Genomic DNA, 15,364 nt, shown 5'->3' with positions numbered 1-15,364 from the left:
CCACGGCAAGCCGTGCCGCGGCGCTCCTTACACGGGTGGTTGATGGCTATTCCGCGGCCTGCTGGGCGCCGCGTACGCCCTGGGCCAGGGCTGCGGCAAGGTCGGCGACCGCGCTGACGGTCTTGGGCGTGGCGCGACCCTCCGAATCGAGGCTCGCCTTCAGCGCATCCACCAGGGCGGTACCGACCACGGCGCCATCGGCGTTCGCGGCGATGGCGCGGGCGGTTTCCGGTGTCCGGATGCCGAAACCGACGCAGACCGGCAGCGCGGTATGGCGCTTGATTCGCGCCACGGCGGCTCCCACTGCGGAGGAGTCGGCGGCAGCGGCACCGGTGATGCCGGTGATCGAGACGTAGTAGACGAAGCCCGAGGTGTTCGCGAGCACCGCGGGCAACCGCTTATCATCGGTTGTCGGCGTCGCCAGGCGAATGAAGTTGAGTCCGGCCTTGAGCGCGGGAATGCACAGCTCGTCGTCTTCCTCCGGCGGCAGGTCGACGATGATCAGGCCGTCGACGCCGGCGCCCTTTGCATCGACGAGGAACTTGTCGACGCCGTAGATGTAGATCGGGTTGTAGTAACCCATCAGCACGATCGGCGTCGCCGCATCGCTCTCGCGGAAGCTGCGCACCAGCTGGAATGTCTTCTTCAAGGTCATGCCGGCCTTGAGCGCCCGCAGGCCCGCGGCCTGGATCGACGGACCGTCGGCCATCGGATCGGTGAACGGCATGCCGATCTCGATGATGTCGGCGCCTGCCTGCGGCAGCGCCTTGACGATCGCGAGCGACGTCTCGGGATCAGGGTCGCCGCCCATCACGAACGTCACGAACGCCGAGCGGCCTTCACTCTTCAATTGCGCGAAGCGCGCATCCATCCGGCTGGTCACGACTGTTTCGCCCTCTTACGCAGGATCTCGCCGACCTGCGGCACGTCCTTGTCGCCGCGGCCGCACAGATTGACGACCATCAGATGGTCCTTCGGCTTGGTCGGCGCGAGCTGCATCACCTTGGCCACCGCATGCGACGGCTCGAGCGCCGGGATGATGCCCTCCAGCCGGGACAGCAGCAGGAACGCGTCAAGCGCCTCGTCATCGGTCGCCGACAGATAGGTCACGCGCTTGGCCTCGTGCAGCCAGGAATGCTCGGGGCCGATACCAGGGTAGTCGAGGCCGGCCGAGATCGAATGCGCCTCGGCAATCTGGCCGTCCTCGTCCATCAGCAGATAGGTGCGGTTGCCGTGCAGCACGCCGGGACGGCCGCCCGCGATCGACGCCGCATGCAGCTGAGTCAGGCCGTGGCCCGCCGCTTCGACGCCGAAGATCTCGACCGAGGGATCATCGAGGAAGGGATGAAACAGGCCCATCGCATTGGAGCCGCCGCCTATGCAGGCCACGAGCGAATCCGGCAGCCGGCCTTCGGCCTCCTGCATCTGGGTCCGCGTCTCCTGGCCGATGATCGACTGGAAGTCGCGCACCATCATCGGATAGGGGTGCGGGCCCGCGACCGTGCCGATGCAATAGAAGGTGTCGTGAACGTTGGTGACCCAGTCACGCAGCGCCTCGTTCATCGCGTCCTTGAGCGTCCTGGCGCCGGACTGCACCGGAATGACCTTGGCGCCGAGCATCTCCATGCGCAGCACGTTCGGCTGCTGCCGCTCGACGTCGACGGCGCCCATATAGACCACGCAGTCCAGGCCGAAGCGTGCGCACAAGGTCGCGGTGGCGACGCCATGCTGGCCGGCGCCGGTCTCGGCGATAATGCGCTGCTTGCCCATGCGCCGCGCCAGCATGATCTGGCCGAGCACATTGTTGACCTTGTGCGAGCCGGTGTGATTGAGCTCGTCGCGCTTGAAGTAGATCTTGGCGCCGCCGAGATGCTCGGTCAGGCGCTCGGCGTAGTACAGTGGCGACGGACGGCCGACATAATGCGTCCGGTAGCTGTTCATCTCCGCTTGAAACGCGGGATCAGCCTTGGCCTCGGCATAGGCCTTTTCGAGATCCAGGATCAGCGGCATCAGGGTTTCGGCGACGTAGCGGCCGCCGAAGATGCCGAAATGGCCGCGGTCGTCAGGACCGCTGCGGTAGGAATTGGGAATGGTCGTGGTCATTGGACGCTCAACTTGTCAGCGGCCCGCGCCGCACGAATGAAATCCCGGATCAGATCGCAATCCTTCACACCCGGCGTCCGTTCGACGCCAGATGACACGTCGACGCCGCCCGCGCGCGAGATCCGCACCGCCTCGGCGACATTGTCCGCGCTCAGTCCCCCCGACACCATGAACGGGCGGTCGAGCTTCAATCCCTGAAGAACATGCCAGTCGAAGGTCGCGCCCAGCCCGCCGGGACGCGTCGCGTCCTTGGGCGCGCGAGCATCGAACAGGATGCGATCGCAGACGTCGGCATAGCCCGCCAGTGGCGCGAGGTCGGCAGCCGTCTCGACCGGCATCGCCTTCATGACGGGCAGACCGAACCGCTGCTTGAGGTCGCGAATACGCGCGACGCTTTCGCGACCGTGCAATTGAAAGAGATCCGGCCGCAGCGTCTCGATGATGTTCTCGAAGGTCGCGTCGTCGGCATCGACGGTCAGCGCCACCTTCAGCGCGCGCCCCTTCGCCTGCTGGCCGAGGTCACGTGCGGCCGTCAGCCCGATATGGCGCGGCGACGGCGGAAAGAACACGAAACCCACCATCTCGGCGCCGGCATCCAACGCCGCACCGAGGGTGTCGGGCGTGGTCAGGCCGCAGATTTTGACGAGCAGGGACATCGATAAGAACGCACGTCCGAACGGAGGGGATCACCAGCCACAAGCGATGTCGAGGCCGCGCTGGCTTGGCGCCTTCTACAACGCGGCGCCCTGCTTGTCTCGCCCATAAGGGGCGAAAAGCCGGGCGGGGGCGGCCGGAACCAGCGACTGACCCGAGCCCTGGTTGGCGCGCGCAGCGGCGCTGAGCTGGGCCACTTGCGCCCGGGCGGCCTCGGCATCCGCCTGGTGGCGGCGCGCGGCGCGACGCCACCGGTGTTGGCCAATCCAGGTCGCAAAACCGCCGGCGACCACACCCGCGATCGCAACGGCAATGATCAGGGCGAACAGCGGCACCGAAACCGCCAGCGCAGGATTCACCGCATTGAACGGATCAAAAGATACGGTAACGAAATGCCGATTGGCGACCGCGAAGATGACGAACAGCACCAGCAGCGGAAGAACGATCACGACCGTGAGGAATTTTCGCATGCGCTCGCTCGTATCAGTCAGGCCAGGTTGGCCTTGAAATCAGCCGCGGACGACTCTCGCGGCTGGCGCGACCTACGCGTCACTCGTCCGAATCGTCGGCATCTGCGCCAGCGCCCTCGGGGTTGTCCCGGTTCAGCCGCTCACGCATTTCCTTGCCCGTCTTGAAGAACGGGACACTCTTCTGGTCCACCGGGACATGTGCGCCGGTCCGCGGGTTGCGCCCGGCGCGGGCCGGCCGATGCTTGACCGAGAAGGCGCCAAAGCCGCGCAGCTCGACGCGATCGCCACGCGCCAGCGCGGCGACGATCTCATCGAGGATCGCATTGACGATATTCTCGACATCCCGCTGGTAGAGGTGCGGGTTGTGCTCGGCGATACGCTGAACAAGCTCGGATTTGATCATCGAGAAAATGTACCCGGGGAGACAGTCCCATTTCCGTGAAAATATGCAGGACTGTCAAGACGCTAAATCATTCATCGAGCCCGCGGGCCGCATTGCGGGGCCCGATCTCGGGCCACCCGGACACACACGCTGTGCGAGAAGATTGACGTCACGATTGTCTTGGCGGGTTTCAATTTCCCGTTGCAGGCGTCCAGAGCGCCAGCATGCCATCCATGCCGACCCGATCGACCGCCTGGATGACGCCGGCGTGCTCGATCTGGCGCGCGATCCCGGACAGCCCGACGGCGTCGAGCGTGATCGACGCGGCCGTGCGCAGGAAGGTGAGATCGCTGAAGCGCGGCACCAGCTTGTAGTCGCGCACCGGCAGATCCTTCTTGACGCCCTTGTTGGCGACGAGCCAGGCGACCGCCGTCTTCTCGTCGCCGAGTTCGTCGATCAGCTTCAGCTCGATCGCCTGCCGGCCGGTGAAGACACGGCCATCGGCAACCTTCTCCAGCTGAGCGTCGTCCATGCCGCGACGGGCCTTCACCAGGCCGCGGAACCACGCATAGGAATCCTTGACGAGATCATCGAGCGCCGCGCGCGCTTCGGGACTGGTCGGCTCATAGCCGTTCGGCGCGGCCTTGAGCGGCGAGGATTTCACCTCCTCCACCTTGACGCCGATGGTCTTCAGGAGCTCGCTGACATTGGGATATTGGAACAGCACGCCGATCGAGCCGACCAGCGAGCTCTTCTGCGCGACGATGTGATCGGCCGCGATCGCGCCGATATAGCCGCCGGACGCTGCGAGCCCTTCCACAACGACGACCAGCGGCTTCTTCGCCTTCAGCCGCACCAGTGAATCGTACAACTGCTCGGAACCAGCCGTGGTGCCGCCGGGCGAGTTGATATGAACGATAACGGCCTCAGCCGACGACTTTTCCAGCCGCTCCAGCGCCTCGACGCGCTCTTGGTCGCTGCGGATCAGGCCCTCGATGTTGACGCGCGCGATCGAGCCGGAGGTCGAGAGCGCAGTGCGCCCGCGCGGCGACATCGCGAGACCAATCGCGGACAGTGCGGCGATGGCGATCAGCACCGCCACGACGCGCCAGAACGTCAGCTTGCGGCGCAGCCTGCGGCGATCGACGATCACATCCGAATCTAGCGACATGGACAGCTCCTGAAAGTCTCGGCGCGTTCTGCAGCCGCAGCCTGAATATCTCGTTATCCGATTACATCAATCGCGGCGCAATTTGAAGAAAGGAAGGCTCGCGGCGCGGGGGCCCCAGCCCTGAGCAGTGCGCTCGCATGTGGCTCGATACTCCTCAGGGGCCTCATGGTTCGAGACGCGCCGAAGCCGGCGCTCCTCACCATGAGGTTCAACAGCCGGGGCGGTTCTGCACACCGGACCATGAACACGCCGAGAGGCGTGTTCATGGAGAGGGTTGAGTATCCCACCGCGAAAACAGGCCTCGTCCTGAGGAGCCCGCCGAAGGCGGGCGTCTCGAAGGACAGTGGTAGGCACGCTGCCGGCCGCGAGCTTTGCTCCTATGCGACCGCCCTGCAGCCCTGTGAGAGCTGGAAGACTGTCAGAGCCGCGATTGCACAAAAAAAGCCCCGGCGCGAGCCGGGGCTTTGATCTCGTCACACGAACCGAAGGTTACTTCGAGTCGCGGTTCTTGAGGGCGGTGCCGAGAATGTCGCCCAGCGTCGCGCCCGAATCGGACGAGCCGTACTGCGCGATGGCTTCCTTCTCTTCCGCGACTTCCAGCGCCTTGATCGACACCTGGACCTTGCGGGCCTTCTTGTCGAACTGGATCACGCGGGCATCGACCTTCTCACCGACGGCGAACCGCTCGGAGCGCTGGTCGTTGCGATCGCGCGCCAGCTCGGAGCGCTTGATGAAGGTCGAGAACTCGGTGCCGACGATCTTGACGTCGATACCGCCGTCCTTGACGTCGAGCACTTCGCACGTGACGACCGCACCCTTCTTGACATCGCCCGGCTCGGCGAAGGGGTCGCCTTCGAGCTGCTTGATGCCGAGCGAGATGCGCTCCTTCTCCACGTCGACGTCGAGCACCACGGCCTTGACCATGTCGCCCTTCTTGTAGTTGTCGATGACCTGCTCGCCCGGCAGCTTCCAGTCAAGGTCCGACAGATGGACCATGCCGTCGACGTCGCCTTCGAGACCCAGGAACAGGCCGAACTCGGTCTTGTTCTTGACCTCGCCCTCGACCACCGAACCCGTCGGATGCTTCTCGACGAAGACCTCCCACGGATTGCGCATGGTCTGCTTGAGACCGAGCGAGATGCGGCGCTTGACGCTGTCGACCTCGAGCACCTGCACTTCGACCTCCTGCGAGGTCGACACGATCTTGCCGGGGTGCATGTTCTTCTTGGTCCACGACATCTCGGAGACGTGGATCAGGCCTTCGATGCCCGGCTCGAGCTCGACGAACGCGCCGTAGTCGGTGATGTTGGTGACGCGGCCGTGGAAGCGGGCCTGCAGCGGGTACTTGGCCTCGATGCCCTGCCACGGATCGTCCAGCAGCTGCTTCATGCCGAGCGAGATGCGGTGCGTCTCGTGGTTGATCTTGATGATCTTGACCTTGACCGTCTGACCGATGGAGAGCACCTCGGTCGGATGGTTGACGCGGCGCCACGCGATGTCGGTGACGTGCAGCAGGCCGTCGATGCCGCCGAGGTCGACGAACGCACCGTAATCGGTGATGTTCTTGACGACGCCGTCGATCACCTGACCCTCTTCGAGGTTCTGCACCAGCTCCTGGCGCTGCTCGGCGCGGGTCTCTTCCAGCACGGTGCGGCGCGACACGACGATGTTGCCGCGGCGACGGTCCATCTTGAGGATCTGGAACGGCTGCGAGTTGTTCATCAGCGGCGCGACGTCGCGGATCGGACGGATGTCGACCTGCGAGCGCGGCAGGAAGGCGACTGCGCCATCCAGGTCGACGGTGAAGCCGCCCTTGACCTGGTTGAAGATGACGCCATTGACCTTTTCGTTGTTCTGGAACGCCTTCTCGAGCTTGCCCCAGCTCTCCTCGCGGCGCGCCTTGTCGCGCGACAGCACGGCTTCGCCCAGCGCGTTCTCGATGCGGTCGAGGAACACTTCGACCTCGTCACCGACCTTCAGCTCGCTGTCGCGGCCGGGACCGGAAAATTCACGCAGCGCCACGCGGCCTTCGGTCTTCAGGCCGACGTCGATGACGGCCATGTCCTTCTCGATCGCGACGACCTTGCCCTTGACGACGGAGCTTTCCTGAAGATTGCCCTTCGTGAAGGACTCGTCCAGCATCGCGGCAAAATCATCGCGGCTGGGATTGTAGGAATTAGCAGACGTACTCGAAGCCATTGGTTCTCCAGATGCGGACATTCTCGCCAGCGTGGGGTTGATCGGCGCATCGGATGAACAGTGCCTGGAGGTCCACAAATCCCCAGACGTCCGCGGGTCACGCAAAAAGCGCGAACGACGCGGGCCGGCAATGCCTGCACATGCGATACGTATGAAGTTCGTCCGGCTGATCGGACCCGATTGAATTGCAATCGAGCTATCGACGGTCAAGGGCGGGAGCGGGCGGTTCCTCCAATGACATCAGCGGAAATCAAACCCGCTGACGGCCCGCTCGAACGGCCTCGACGATGTCGATGGCGGCCCGGACGCCGCCCTCTATATCCAAATGGGAGTTATCAAGCAAGTAAGCATCCGCTGCTTGTTTCAAAGGGGCAACGGGGCGGTTCTGGTCGCGTTCGTCGCGCGCCAGGATGTCGGCCAGAATGGCCGCCTCATCGGCCGGCTCGCCCCGGGAACGCGCCTCGAGGGTGCGGCGATGCGCCCGGATCTTGGGGTCGGCGACCACGTAGATCTTCACTTCGGCGTCCGGGCAGATCACGGTTCCGATGTCGCGGCCGTCGAGCACGGCCCCCGGCGGCTGGCTGGCGAACTGCCGCTGGAATGCCAGCAGCGCCTCGCGCACTTTGGGCAAGGCCGAGACCACCGAGGCCGCCGAGCCGACCTCATGCGACCTGAACGCCGGGTTGTCGAAGGTCGAGGGATCCAGCGTCATGGCCACCTCAGCCGCCCGCGCCTCGTCCTTGAGATCGAGACCAGCCGTCAGCAGCGCATGGGCCACGGCCCGGTAGATCACGCCCGTATCCAGGTGCCTGAGGCCGTAATGCGCGGCGAGGCGCTTGGCCATGGTGCCCTTGCCAGAAGCCGCCGGGCCGTCGATCGCGATGATCATGCTGAGTGTTGTCCTGAAGTCTCGCGCGCCCGCCGCAGCGGCCGCTCGTCGGTAAAGATGTTGCGGGAGGCGAACTCTCCCGGGCTGGCAAAGGTCAAGTACTCCCGTAGCGCCGGGGACGTCGAACTGGTCGTGAACCAGGGGTCCTTCAAACGCCGAGCCGGACCGCCCGTCCAGGGCGGCACCCGACCCAGCCGGCGCTGCTTGGCAAGATATTCGGCGATGGCGCCAGCGAGGGCATCGGTCCGAATATCGCCGGTCAGGACGGGTTCGGCCGCGATGGCCGCATAACGTGCCTCATCCGAGGGAGCGAGATCGAACGTATCGACGAACTCGGCGAGCATGAGATCCCGCGACTCACCACGACCGATCCGGGCGACCGCTTCAGCGAGGGTATTTGGGCGCATCGACGGCTCCCTCTGGGTTCATGTGCTTCAGCAGAAAGCGCTGCTTCTCCGCCGAGGCCGCGCTCGCCGGAAAGTATCTCGCTAGCAGCGCGATCGCTGCATCCGCGTCGGTGATTCCAACGACCTTCATCAGGTTGAGAATGTCGAGCCGCTCGGCCTCGCCGCGCGCGGGGTCGAGGATCCTGACCGCCTTGAGCTTCAACGCCAGCATATACTCGGCCGAGGGCACGGAGACCACCAGTCCTGGCGGCGAACCGTCTCGCGGAAAAGTGCCGAACTCCAGATGGTCGGCCGCCTGATCTGCCAGCGGGCTGAGGTGGAAAGCAACACCGTCGTTGAACCAGTCGTCCGACCAGCCATTCTGCTGGGCGATGTCATGAAGCGTGGCCGCCAGCCACGCAGGAAGCGGGCTCGGCAGCTCCGAGACGTCGACGTCTTCCGTTGCGAAGCGAAAGTTACTCGCAAGCATCAAGGCTGACCCGCCGTAAACCGCGATTTGCAGTTTGGCCCCAGCCCGGGCCGCCGCCCGCCCGATCGCGTCGAAGGCCGCCAGCAGCGCGTCGCGGTCGAAGGCGGAGGCCATAACGTTCCCTTAAGCGAAATCCGCGCCTGCCTTGCGCATCAGCGGAATGAAGTCGGGGAAGCTGGTGGCGATGAAGGCGGTGTCGTCGACGGTGACAGGTTTATCGGAGGCGAGACCCATGACCAGCGCGGACATCGCGATGCGGTGGTCCATGTGGGTGGCGACGAGGCCACCGCCCGGCACATGGCCGCGGCCCTCGACGATCAGGTCGTCGCCGGTGATCTCGACCTTGACGCCGTTGACGCGCAACATCGCCGCGGTCGCTTCCAGCCGGTCGGATTCCTTGACGCGCAGCTCGTGCAGGCCGCGCATGATCGTCGTGCCCTCGGCGTAGGCGGCGGCGACCGCGAGCACGAGATACTCGTCGATCATCGACGGCGCGCGCTCCGGCGGCACCTCGACGCCCTTCAGCTTGGAAGCGCGGACCCGTAGGCGGGCCATCGGCTCGCCGGCATCGCCGCGGACGTCGTCCTCCTCGATCGAAGCGCCCATCTCGCGCAAGGTCGTGAACAGGCCGGTGCGCAGCGGGTTGGTCATGACGTCGGAGAGCACGAGGTCCGAGCCGTCGACGATCAGGGCGGCGACCAGCGGGAACGCGGCCGAGGATGGGTCGGCCGGCACGATGACCGGCGCGCCGCGCAGCTCAGGCTGGCCGGTCAGCGCGATCCGCCGGCCATGCGATCCTTCCGGCGTGGTGACGATCTCGGCGCCGAAATGCTTGAGCATCAGCTCGGTATGGTCGCGGCTCGCCTCCTGCTCGATCACGGTGGTGACACCGGGCGCGGCAAGGCCGGCCAGCAGCACGGCCGACTTGATCTGGGCCGACGCGACCGGCGTGCGATATTCGATCGGAATGGGGTTGCTGGCGCCCTGAAGGGTTAACGGAAGCTTGCCGCCCTCGGCGCTGGCGGTCACCTTGGCGCCCATCAGGGCCAGCGGATCGAGGATGCGCCGCATCGGCCGGCTGCGCAGCGAGGCGTCGCCGTCGAACACCGCCGAGATCGGACAGCCGGCCACCGCGCCCATCACCAGCCGGCAGCCGGTGCCAGAGTTGCCGAAATCGAGCGTCGCAATGGGCTGGGCAAAGCCACCGACGCCGACGCCGTTCACGGTCCAGGCGAACTCGCCGGTGCGTTCGACCTTGGCGCCGAGCGTGCGCATCGACTTGGCGGTGTTGAGGACGTCCTCGCCCTCGAGCAGGCCGGAAATCCGCGTCTCGCCCACCGACAGCGCGCCCAGGATCAGCGCCCGGTGCGAGATCGACTTGTCGCCGGGCACGCGAATCGTGCCCGAAAGCGGCCCGGAGGCGCGGGATTCGAGCGGAGTGGGGGCGGCTGACGTGCTCACGGCGGGATCCTCGGGTTTTCGGGCCGGCAGGTATCACAGCGCCCGGCGGCCGTCACGGCCGTGATATCCGGTTGAAAGCGCTATTGACAGCGGCGCGGCAACTAGCCAAGTGAGACACCGCTTTTCAGACATTGCCAGGACGCCTGCACGTGGCCAAATCCGAGCTCGGAACCAAACGCATTTGCCCGACCACGGGCAAAAAGTTCTACGACCTCAACAAGAACCCGGTGATTTCGCCCTACACCGGCGAGGTCGTGCCGATTGCTCCGGTGGCGCCGACCCGCGCCATGCGCGGCGAGGCGGCGCGTGCCGCGGCGGCGCAGGACACGGCGCACGAGCCGGCCGAGGCCGAAGAGTTGGTCTCGCTCGAGGAGGCCGATGCCGAGGAGAACTCCGGCAAGGTCAAGGCCGTCGTGCCCGAGTCCGAGGACGATATCGAGATCGACGAGACCCTCGACGACGACGAGGATGACGACTCGACATTCATCGCCGACGAGGAAGAAGGCGACGAAGATGTCACAGACATCATCGGCGATGTCGGCGGCGACGAAGAATAATCGTCGAAGCCACTTGAGATCAGCCGCGAACTGTGGTTCACGGTGCTCCCCGGCGGTCGCCCAGACCGCCGGTTCGGTTCAGGGGCCATAGCTCAGCTGGGAGAGCGCTTGCATGGCATGCAAGAGGTCGGCGGTTCGATCCCGCCTGGCTCCACCACGCTTCGCCCTCCGGGCTACGCGTGGCGCAGCCACGACGGAGCCCTGAGGGCGAAGCGTGGTGCCCGGCGAAGCCCCTTGGCGAAGCCGGGCTGCTCAGCAACGAAGTCCTTCCTTCTCGTTTGAGTTCGGCTGACGCGACGGCGTGAAAGCCAAGCTGACAAGTTCTTTTCCCGGCCACAAAATACGCGCCTGCGATCCCTCGCGGCGAGCCCATCGTCATGTGGTACGTCTACATCATCCGTAGCGTCAGCTTTCCCGATCAGGAATACATCGGCGCGACCGCGGACATCCGGCAGCGTCTCAAGGATCACAACGCCGGCCGCTCAGCCCACACCTCCAAGTTCTTGCCTTGGACGTTGGTCTGGTACTGCGCCTTTCCGGACAAGCACCGCGCGTTAGCCTTCGAGGCTTATCTGAAATCGCACTCGGGACGCGCGTTCTCGAAGAAGCGCCTGCTCGGGCCGGCTTGAGCCCTCACTCCACCGCCGCCTCCAGCCGCTCCCTTAGCTTCACCAGCTTGCCGTGCAAATCCGCCAGCTCGGCGATCGAGCAGCCTGTCGCGTCCAGGATCGCCGGCGGCACGATCGCCTTGGCCTTCTCCCGCAACGCCGCCCCCTGCCCTGTCAGCGTCACCAGCACCTGGCGCTCGTCCTCCGCTGATCGCGTCCGTGTCAGCAGATGCAGCGCCTCCATGCGCTTGAGCAGCGGGGTCAGAGTGCCCGAGTCCAGGAACAGCCGTGCGCCGATCTCCTTCACGGTAAGACCATCGCCCTCCCACAGCACCAGCATCACCAGATATTGCGGATAGGTCAGGCCAAGGCGGTCGAGCAGCGGCTTGTAGACGCGGTTGAACGCGTGGGCCGTCGAATAGACCGCGAAGCAGAGCTGGCTGCCGAGCTGGAGGGGCACGTCGGCTGTCGTCTTCTTGGGCATGGTCACACCAGGGATGGATCGTCGGGCACATCTTGGGCGTTGCGCGAGGGCTGCGGCAACGACCGGAAAACACCGATCACGAATTTTCTACCGAACAATTATATTGTGCGCAATCGATTTGTGTGCAATATACGCCTCACTGAATTCCACTCCACCCCAATCGGGAGACACCCCATGTCCGTGAACGTGCTCTACAAGACCAGCGCCAAGGCCACCGGCGGCCGCGACGGCGAGGCGGCCACCCTCGACGGCTCGCTGAGCGTCAAGCTCGCCACCCCGAAGGAGCTCGGCGGCGGCGGCGGCGCCGGCAACAATCCGGAGCAGCTGTTCGCGGCCGGCTACGCCGCCTGCTTCATCGGCGCGATGAAGTTCGTGGCCTCGCAGGGCGGCCCGAAGGTTCCGGCCGATGCGTCGGTGACCTCCACGGTCGGCATCGGTCCGCGCTCGGAAGGCGGTTTCGGCATCACTGCCGAGCTCGCGGTCTCGCTGCCCGGCCTCGCCAAGGCCGACGCCGAGGCGCTCGTCGCCAAGGCGCACGAGGTGTGCCCCTACTCCAACGCCACCCGCGGCAATGTCGACGTCAAGCTGACTGTCGTCTGAGCCTGAATTCTGCTGCGGCAGATCGCCACGCACCATGCAGCCCTCGCCTTTTCGCGAGGGCTGCATTCGCGTAAGCCCGTTTGCGCCAGTGGCGCAGCAATGCTTAATGGCCGCGAGTTGCAACCAACCTCGCGATGTCCATGACACTCCCATTTGCTCCCGGCGCCATGGCCGGCCTGCGCGTGATCGATCTCACGCGCGTGCTCGGCGGCCCCTATTGCACGCAGATCCTGGCCGACCACGGCGCCGACGTGATCAAGGTCGAGCCGCCCGCCGGCGACGAGGTCCGCGACTGGGGCCCTCCGTTCCACGACGAGGACGCGGCCTACTTCGTCGGCATCAACCGCAACAAGCGCTCGATCGGCCTCGACCTCGCCTCCGAGGGCGGCCGCGTCGTGCTGCTGAAGATGCTCGAGAATGCCGACGTGCTGATCGAGAACTTCAAGCCGGGCACCCTGGAAAAGTGGGGCATCGGCAGCGACGTGCTGCGCGAGAAATTCCCCAAGCTCGTGCACTGCCGCATCTGCGGCTTCGGCGCCGACGGCCCGCGCGGCGGCAATCCCGGCTATGACGCGATCATCCAGGCGATGACCGGCATGATCGCGGCGACCGGCTCGCCCGAGAGCGGCCCGATGCGGATCGGCGTGCCCTTGGTCGACATCACCACGGGCCTCTACGCCGCGATCGGCATCCTGATGGCGCTGTCGGAACGGCAGCGCTCCGGCGAGGGCCAGTTCCTCGAGGTCACGCTCTACGAAACGGGCCTCGCGATCATGCATCCGCACACCGCCAACTACTTCATGCATGGCAAGCCGCCACAGCTGACCGGCAACGAGCATCCGAACCTCGTGCCCTACGCGATCTTCCCGACCAAGACCGACGACATCTTCATCGGCGTCGGCAATGACGGCACCTTCCGCAAGCTCGCCAAGGAGATCGGCCGCCCCGAGCTCGGCACCGATCCGCGCTTCGCCCGCAACCGCGACCGCGTCGCCAATCGCGAGGCGCTGCGCGCCGAGCTCGCCGCCGTGTTCCGGCAGTTCGAGGCCGAGCCGCTGTGCGACCGCCTGCTCGCCGCCGGCCTGCCCGCCGGCCCGGTGCAGAAGATCGATCAGGCGCTGACCAATCCGCACACGCTGTATCGCGGCGATGTCATCGAGAAGGATTGGTACAAGGGCGTGGCGTCGCCGATCCGGCTCGAACGCACCAAGCCGAGCCTGCGCTCGACACCGCCGAAATACAGCCAGCACGCCGAGGAGGTGCTGAGCGAGTTCGGCTACACGCCGAGCGAGATCGAAGCGTTGCGGAAAGCTGGAACCGTCTGCACGGAACGCAAACGCTGATCGCATCGCACGCGCTGCGTCGCCGCGTCGCACCACGACGCGGTGACGGAGAGATGCGATTTACCGCTTTTCGCGGACGCACTGCGCGTGGCTTTCCCGCGTCAGGTCATACGTCTATACATTCACATAACTGTCATCTGGCGCTGTTAACGGCCGCCACGACCGATGACGTTCATGGGAGGATCTTTTTGATGTCATTTCGACAAATTGCTGCCGCGACTGCCGTTGCAGCCACCTTTGGTTTTGCTGCTTCGCCCGCACTCGCGGTGACTGAAATCCAGTGGTGGCACGCCATGACCGGCGGCAACAACGACATCGTCAACAAGCTCGCCGAAGAGTTCAACGCCTCGCAGAGCGACTACAAGGTCGTGCCAACCTTCAAGGGCGCCTATCCCGACACGATGAACGCCGGCATCGCCGCGTTCCGCGCCGGCAACGCGCCTCATATCATGCAGGTGTTCGAGGTCGGCACCGCGACGATGATGAGCGCCAAGGGCGCCATCAAGCCGGTTTATGAGCTGATGAAGGAAGCGGGCGAGCCGTTCGATCCGAAGGCCTATCTGCCGGCGATCACCGGCTACTACTCGACGTCGAAGGGCGACATGCTGTCGTTCCCGTTCAACTCGTCGTCCATGGTGATGTGGATCAACAAGGACGAGCTGAAGAAGGCCGGCGTCGCCGAGATTCCGAAGACTTGGCCGGAGGTGTTCGAGGCCGCCAAGAAGCTGAAGGCAGCCGGTCACGACACCTGCGGCTTCTCCAATGCCTGGGCGTCGTGGGCGCACATCGAGCAGTTCTCGGCCTGGCACAACGTGCCGATCGGCACCAAGGCCAACGGTCTCGACGGCTTCGACACGGTGCTGGAATTCAACACCCCGCTTCACATCAAGCATTTGCAGAACCTCGTCGAGCTGCAAAAGGACAAGACCTACGACTATTCCGGCCGCGGCTCGGCCTCCGAGAGCCGCTTCGGCTCCGGCGAATGCGCGATCTTCATGACCTCGTCGGGCTACTACGCCACCGCCAAGAGCACCGCGAAGTTCGACTTCACCTCAGCGCCGATGCCGTATTATCCGGACGTGCAGGGCGCGCCGCAGAACTCGATCATCGGCGGCGCCTCGCTGTGGGTGATGGGCGGCAAGACGGCGAACGAGTACAAGGGCGTCGCCAAGTTCTTCACCTTCCTGTCGGACACCAACCGCCAGGCCAGGCTGCATCAGGAGTCCGGCTATCTGCCGATCACCACCGCGGCCTATGAGAAGACCAAGGCGGACGGCTTCTACGACAAGAACCCGGTGCCGCAGACGCCGCTGAAGGAGCTCACCAACAAGCCGCCGACCGAGAATTCGCGCGGCCTGCGCTTCGGCAACATGGTGCAGATGCGTGACGTCTGGGCCGAGGAGATCGAGGCCGCGCTCGCCGGCAAGAAGACCGCCAAGGAGGCGCTGGATTCCGCCGTTGCCCGCGGCAATGCGATGTTGCGCACCTTCGAGAAAACGGCCAAGTAAGGAAACGGCAAAGTCAGGCCGTCCCAGAGGCTTCCTCTCCCGCCGGAGGGGAAGCCTCA

At 65.3% G+C, this 15,364-nt stretch carries 17 protein-coding genes and 1 tRNA gene; 6 read left to right on the top strand and 12 right to left on the bottom strand.

Annotated elements, in window-relative coordinates:
- Positions 1-46: 46 nt before the first annotated feature.
- The 11 genes from trpA to aroA form a co-directional block, all read right to left on the bottom strand.
- A complete protein-coding gene (gene trpA, locus ACQR1L_RS11355) occupies positions 47-883 on the bottom strand; it encodes a tryptophan synthase subunit alpha (RefSeq protein ID WP_434858038.1) in 837 nt (278 codons plus the stop codon).
- Positions 880-2,103 carry a tryptophan synthase subunit beta gene (gene trpB / locus ACQR1L_RS11350; RefSeq protein ID WP_434858037.1) on the bottom strand — a complete coding sequence of 408 codons (1,224 nt, stop codon included), beginning with the start codon at positions 2,101-2,103 and terminating at the stop codon, positions 880-882. Before trpB ends, trpA begins: the two co-directional genes overlap by 4 nt.
- Positions 2,100-2,759, bottom strand: a complete 660-nt coding sequence (locus tag ACQR1L_RS11345; RefSeq protein WP_434858036.1) for a phosphoribosylanthranilate isomerase — start codon at positions 2,757-2,759, stop codon at positions 2,100-2,102. The genes trpB and ACQR1L_RS11345 overlap by 4 nt, the downstream gene beginning before the upstream one ends.
- A gap of 75 nt (positions 2,760-2,834) precedes the next feature.
- Complete coding sequence (locus tag ACQR1L_RS11340; RefSeq protein WP_434858035.1) at positions 2,835-3,227, bottom strand: lipopolysaccharide assembly protein LapA domain-containing protein; 393 nt, start codon at positions 3,225-3,227, stop codon at positions 2,835-2,837.
- A 79-nt stretch (positions 3,228-3,306) separates the two neighbouring features.
- Positions 3,307-3,630: an integration host factor subunit beta gene (locus ACQR1L_RS11335; protein ID WP_434858034.1), complete on the bottom strand. Its 324-nt coding sequence runs from the start codon at positions 3,628-3,630 to the stop codon at positions 3,307-3,309.
- 169 nt (positions 3,631-3,799) lie between these two features.
- On the bottom strand, positions 3,800-4,780 hold the full coding sequence (gene sppA, locus ACQR1L_RS11330) for a signal peptide peptidase SppA (protein ID WP_434858033.1): 981 nt from the start codon (positions 4,778-4,780) through the stop codon (positions 3,800-3,802).
- 489 nt (positions 4,781-5,269) lie between these two features.
- Positions 5,270-6,979 carry a 30S ribosomal protein S1 gene (gene rpsA, locus ACQR1L_RS11325; protein WP_434858032.1) on the bottom strand — a complete coding sequence of 570 codons (1,710 nt, stop codon included), beginning with the start codon at positions 6,977-6,979 and terminating at the stop codon, positions 5,270-5,272.
- A gap of 250 nt (positions 6,980-7,229) precedes the next feature.
- Entirely contained in the window at positions 7,230-7,868 is a 639-nt protein-coding gene (gene cmk, locus ACQR1L_RS11320; RefSeq protein ID WP_434858031.1) for a (d)CMP kinase, read from the bottom strand.
- The gene (locus ACQR1L_RS11315) at positions 7,865-8,275 is read right to left on the bottom strand and encodes a hypothetical protein (RefSeq protein WP_434858030.1); all 411 of its coding nucleotides are present in this window, start codon (positions 8,273-8,275) and stop codon (positions 7,865-7,867) included. The genes cmk and ACQR1L_RS11315 overlap by 4 nt, the downstream gene beginning before the upstream one ends.
- Positions 8,253-8,858 (bottom strand): hypothetical protein, encoded by a 606-nt coding sequence (locus ACQR1L_RS11310; protein ID WP_434858029.1) that lies wholly within the window; start codon positions 8,856-8,858, stop codon positions 8,253-8,255. Before ACQR1L_RS11310 ends, ACQR1L_RS11315 begins: the two co-directional genes overlap by 23 nt.
- A 9-nt stretch (positions 8,859-8,867) precedes the next feature.
- A complete protein-coding gene (aroA, locus tag ACQR1L_RS11305) occupies positions 8,868-10,205 on the bottom strand; it encodes a 3-phosphoshikimate 1-carboxyvinyltransferase (RefSeq protein ID WP_434858028.1) in 1,338 nt (445 codons plus the stop codon).
- A 149-nt stretch (positions 10,206-10,354) separates the two neighbouring features.
- Between aroA and ACQR1L_RS11300 the strand changes: the two genes are divergently transcribed.
- The 3 genes from ACQR1L_RS11300 to ACQR1L_RS11290 all read left to right on the top strand — a co-directional run bounded on the left by ACQR1L_RS11300 (position 10,355) and on the right by ACQR1L_RS11290 (position 11,391).
- Entirely contained in the window at positions 10,355-10,762 is a 408-nt protein-coding gene (locus tag ACQR1L_RS11300; RefSeq protein ID WP_434858027.1) for a TIGR02300 family protein, read from the top strand.
- An 81-nt stretch (positions 10,763-10,843) separates the two neighbouring features.
- Positions 10,844-10,919, top strand: a tRNA-Ala gene (locus ACQR1L_RS11295).
- Positions 10,920-11,139: 220 nt separating this feature from the next.
- Entirely contained in the window at positions 11,140-11,391 is a 252-nt protein-coding gene (locus ACQR1L_RS11290; protein WP_434858026.1) for a GIY-YIG nuclease family protein, read from the top strand.
- Between the two features lie 4 nt (positions 11,392-11,395).
- On the opposite strand, the gene ACQR1L_RS11285 is transcribed toward ACQR1L_RS11290, so the two are convergent.
- Entirely contained in the window at positions 11,396-11,854 is a 459-nt protein-coding gene (locus ACQR1L_RS11285; protein ID WP_434858025.1) for a MarR family winged helix-turn-helix transcriptional regulator, read from the bottom strand.
- A 174-nt stretch (positions 11,855-12,028) separates the two neighbouring features.
- Here ACQR1L_RS11285 and ACQR1L_RS11280 point away from each other — a divergent pair, with 174 nt between their 5' ends.
- From ACQR1L_RS11280 to ugpB, 3 genes are all read left to right on the top strand, one after another.
- Positions 12,029-12,454, top strand: a complete 426-nt coding sequence (locus ACQR1L_RS11280) for an organic hydroperoxide resistance protein (protein WP_434858024.1) — start codon at positions 12,029-12,031, stop codon at positions 12,452-12,454.
- Between the two features lie 140 nt (positions 12,455-12,594).
- On the top strand, positions 12,595-13,797 hold the full coding sequence (locus ACQR1L_RS11275; protein ID WP_434858023.1) for a CaiB/BaiF CoA transferase family protein: 1,203 nt from the start codon (positions 12,595-12,597) through the stop codon (positions 13,795-13,797).
- A 191-nt stretch (positions 13,798-13,988) separates the two neighbouring features.
- Positions 13,989-15,305: a sn-glycerol-3-phosphate ABC transporter substrate-binding protein UgpB gene (gene ugpB / locus ACQR1L_RS11270; protein WP_434858022.1), complete on the top strand. Its 1,317-nt coding sequence runs from the start codon at positions 13,989-13,991 to the stop codon at positions 15,303-15,305.
- Positions 15,306-15,364 lie beyond the last annotated feature (59 nt).

The organism is Bradyrhizobium sp. HKCCYLR20261 (assembly GCF_051168435.1).
GTDB lineage: Bacteria > Pseudomonadota > Alphaproteobacteria > Rhizobiales > Xanthobacteraceae > Bradyrhizobium.
The sequence above is the reverse complement of the archived record's forward strand: the minus strand, read 5'-3'. Positions and strand labels throughout refer to the sequence as shown.

Coding starts and splice junctions, on each gene's coding strand:
- trpB (WP_434858037.1), bottom strand. CDS start 2,103: ATGACCACGACCATTCCCAATTCCTACCGCAGCGGTCCTGACGACCGC.
- ACQR1L_RS11345 (WP_434858036.1), bottom strand. CDS start 2,759: ATGTCCCTGCTCGTCAAAATCTGCGGCCTGACCACGCCCGACACCCTC.
- ACQR1L_RS11340 (WP_434858035.1), bottom strand. CDS start 3,227: ATGCGAAAATTCCTCACGGTCGTGATCGTTCTTCCGCTGCTGGTGCTG.
- ACQR1L_RS11335 (WP_434858034.1), bottom strand. CDS start 3,630: ATGATCAAATCCGAGCTTGTTCAGCGTATCGCCGAGCACAACCCGCAC.
- sppA (WP_434858033.1), bottom strand. CDS start 4,780: ATGTCGCTAGATTCGGATGTGATCGTCGATCGCCGCAGGCTGCGCCGC.
- rpsA (WP_434858032.1), bottom strand. CDS start 6,979: ATGGCTTCGAGTACGTCTGCTAATTCCTACAATCCCAGCCGCGATGAT.
- cmk (WP_434858031.1), bottom strand. CDS start 7,868: ATGATCATCGCGATCGACGGCCCGGCGGCTTCTGGCAAGGGCACCATG.
- ACQR1L_RS11315 (WP_434858030.1), bottom strand. CDS start 8,275: ATGCGCCCAAATACCCTCGCTGAAGCGGTCGCCCGGATCGGTCGTGGT.
- ACQR1L_RS11310 (WP_434858029.1), bottom strand. CDS start 8,858: ATGGCCTCCGCCTTCGACCGCGACGCGCTGCTGGCGGCCTTCGACGCG.
- ACQR1L_RS11290 (WP_434858026.1), top strand. CDS start 11,140: ATGTGGTACGTCTACATCATCCGTAGCGTCAGCTTTCCCGATCAGGAA.
- ACQR1L_RS11285 (WP_434858025.1), bottom strand. CDS start 11,854: ATGCCCAAGAAGACGACAGCCGACGTGCCCCTCCAGCTCGGCAGCCAG.
- ACQR1L_RS11280 (WP_434858024.1), top strand. CDS start 12,029: ATGTCCGTGAACGTGCTCTACAAGACCAGCGCCAAGGCCACCGGCGGC.
- ACQR1L_RS11275 (WP_434858023.1), top strand. CDS start 12,595: ATGACACTCCCATTTGCTCCCGGCGCCATGGCCGGCCTGCGCGTGATC.
- ugpB (WP_434858022.1), top strand. CDS start 13,989: ATGTCATTTCGACAAATTGCTGCCGCGACTGCCGTTGCAGCCACCTTT.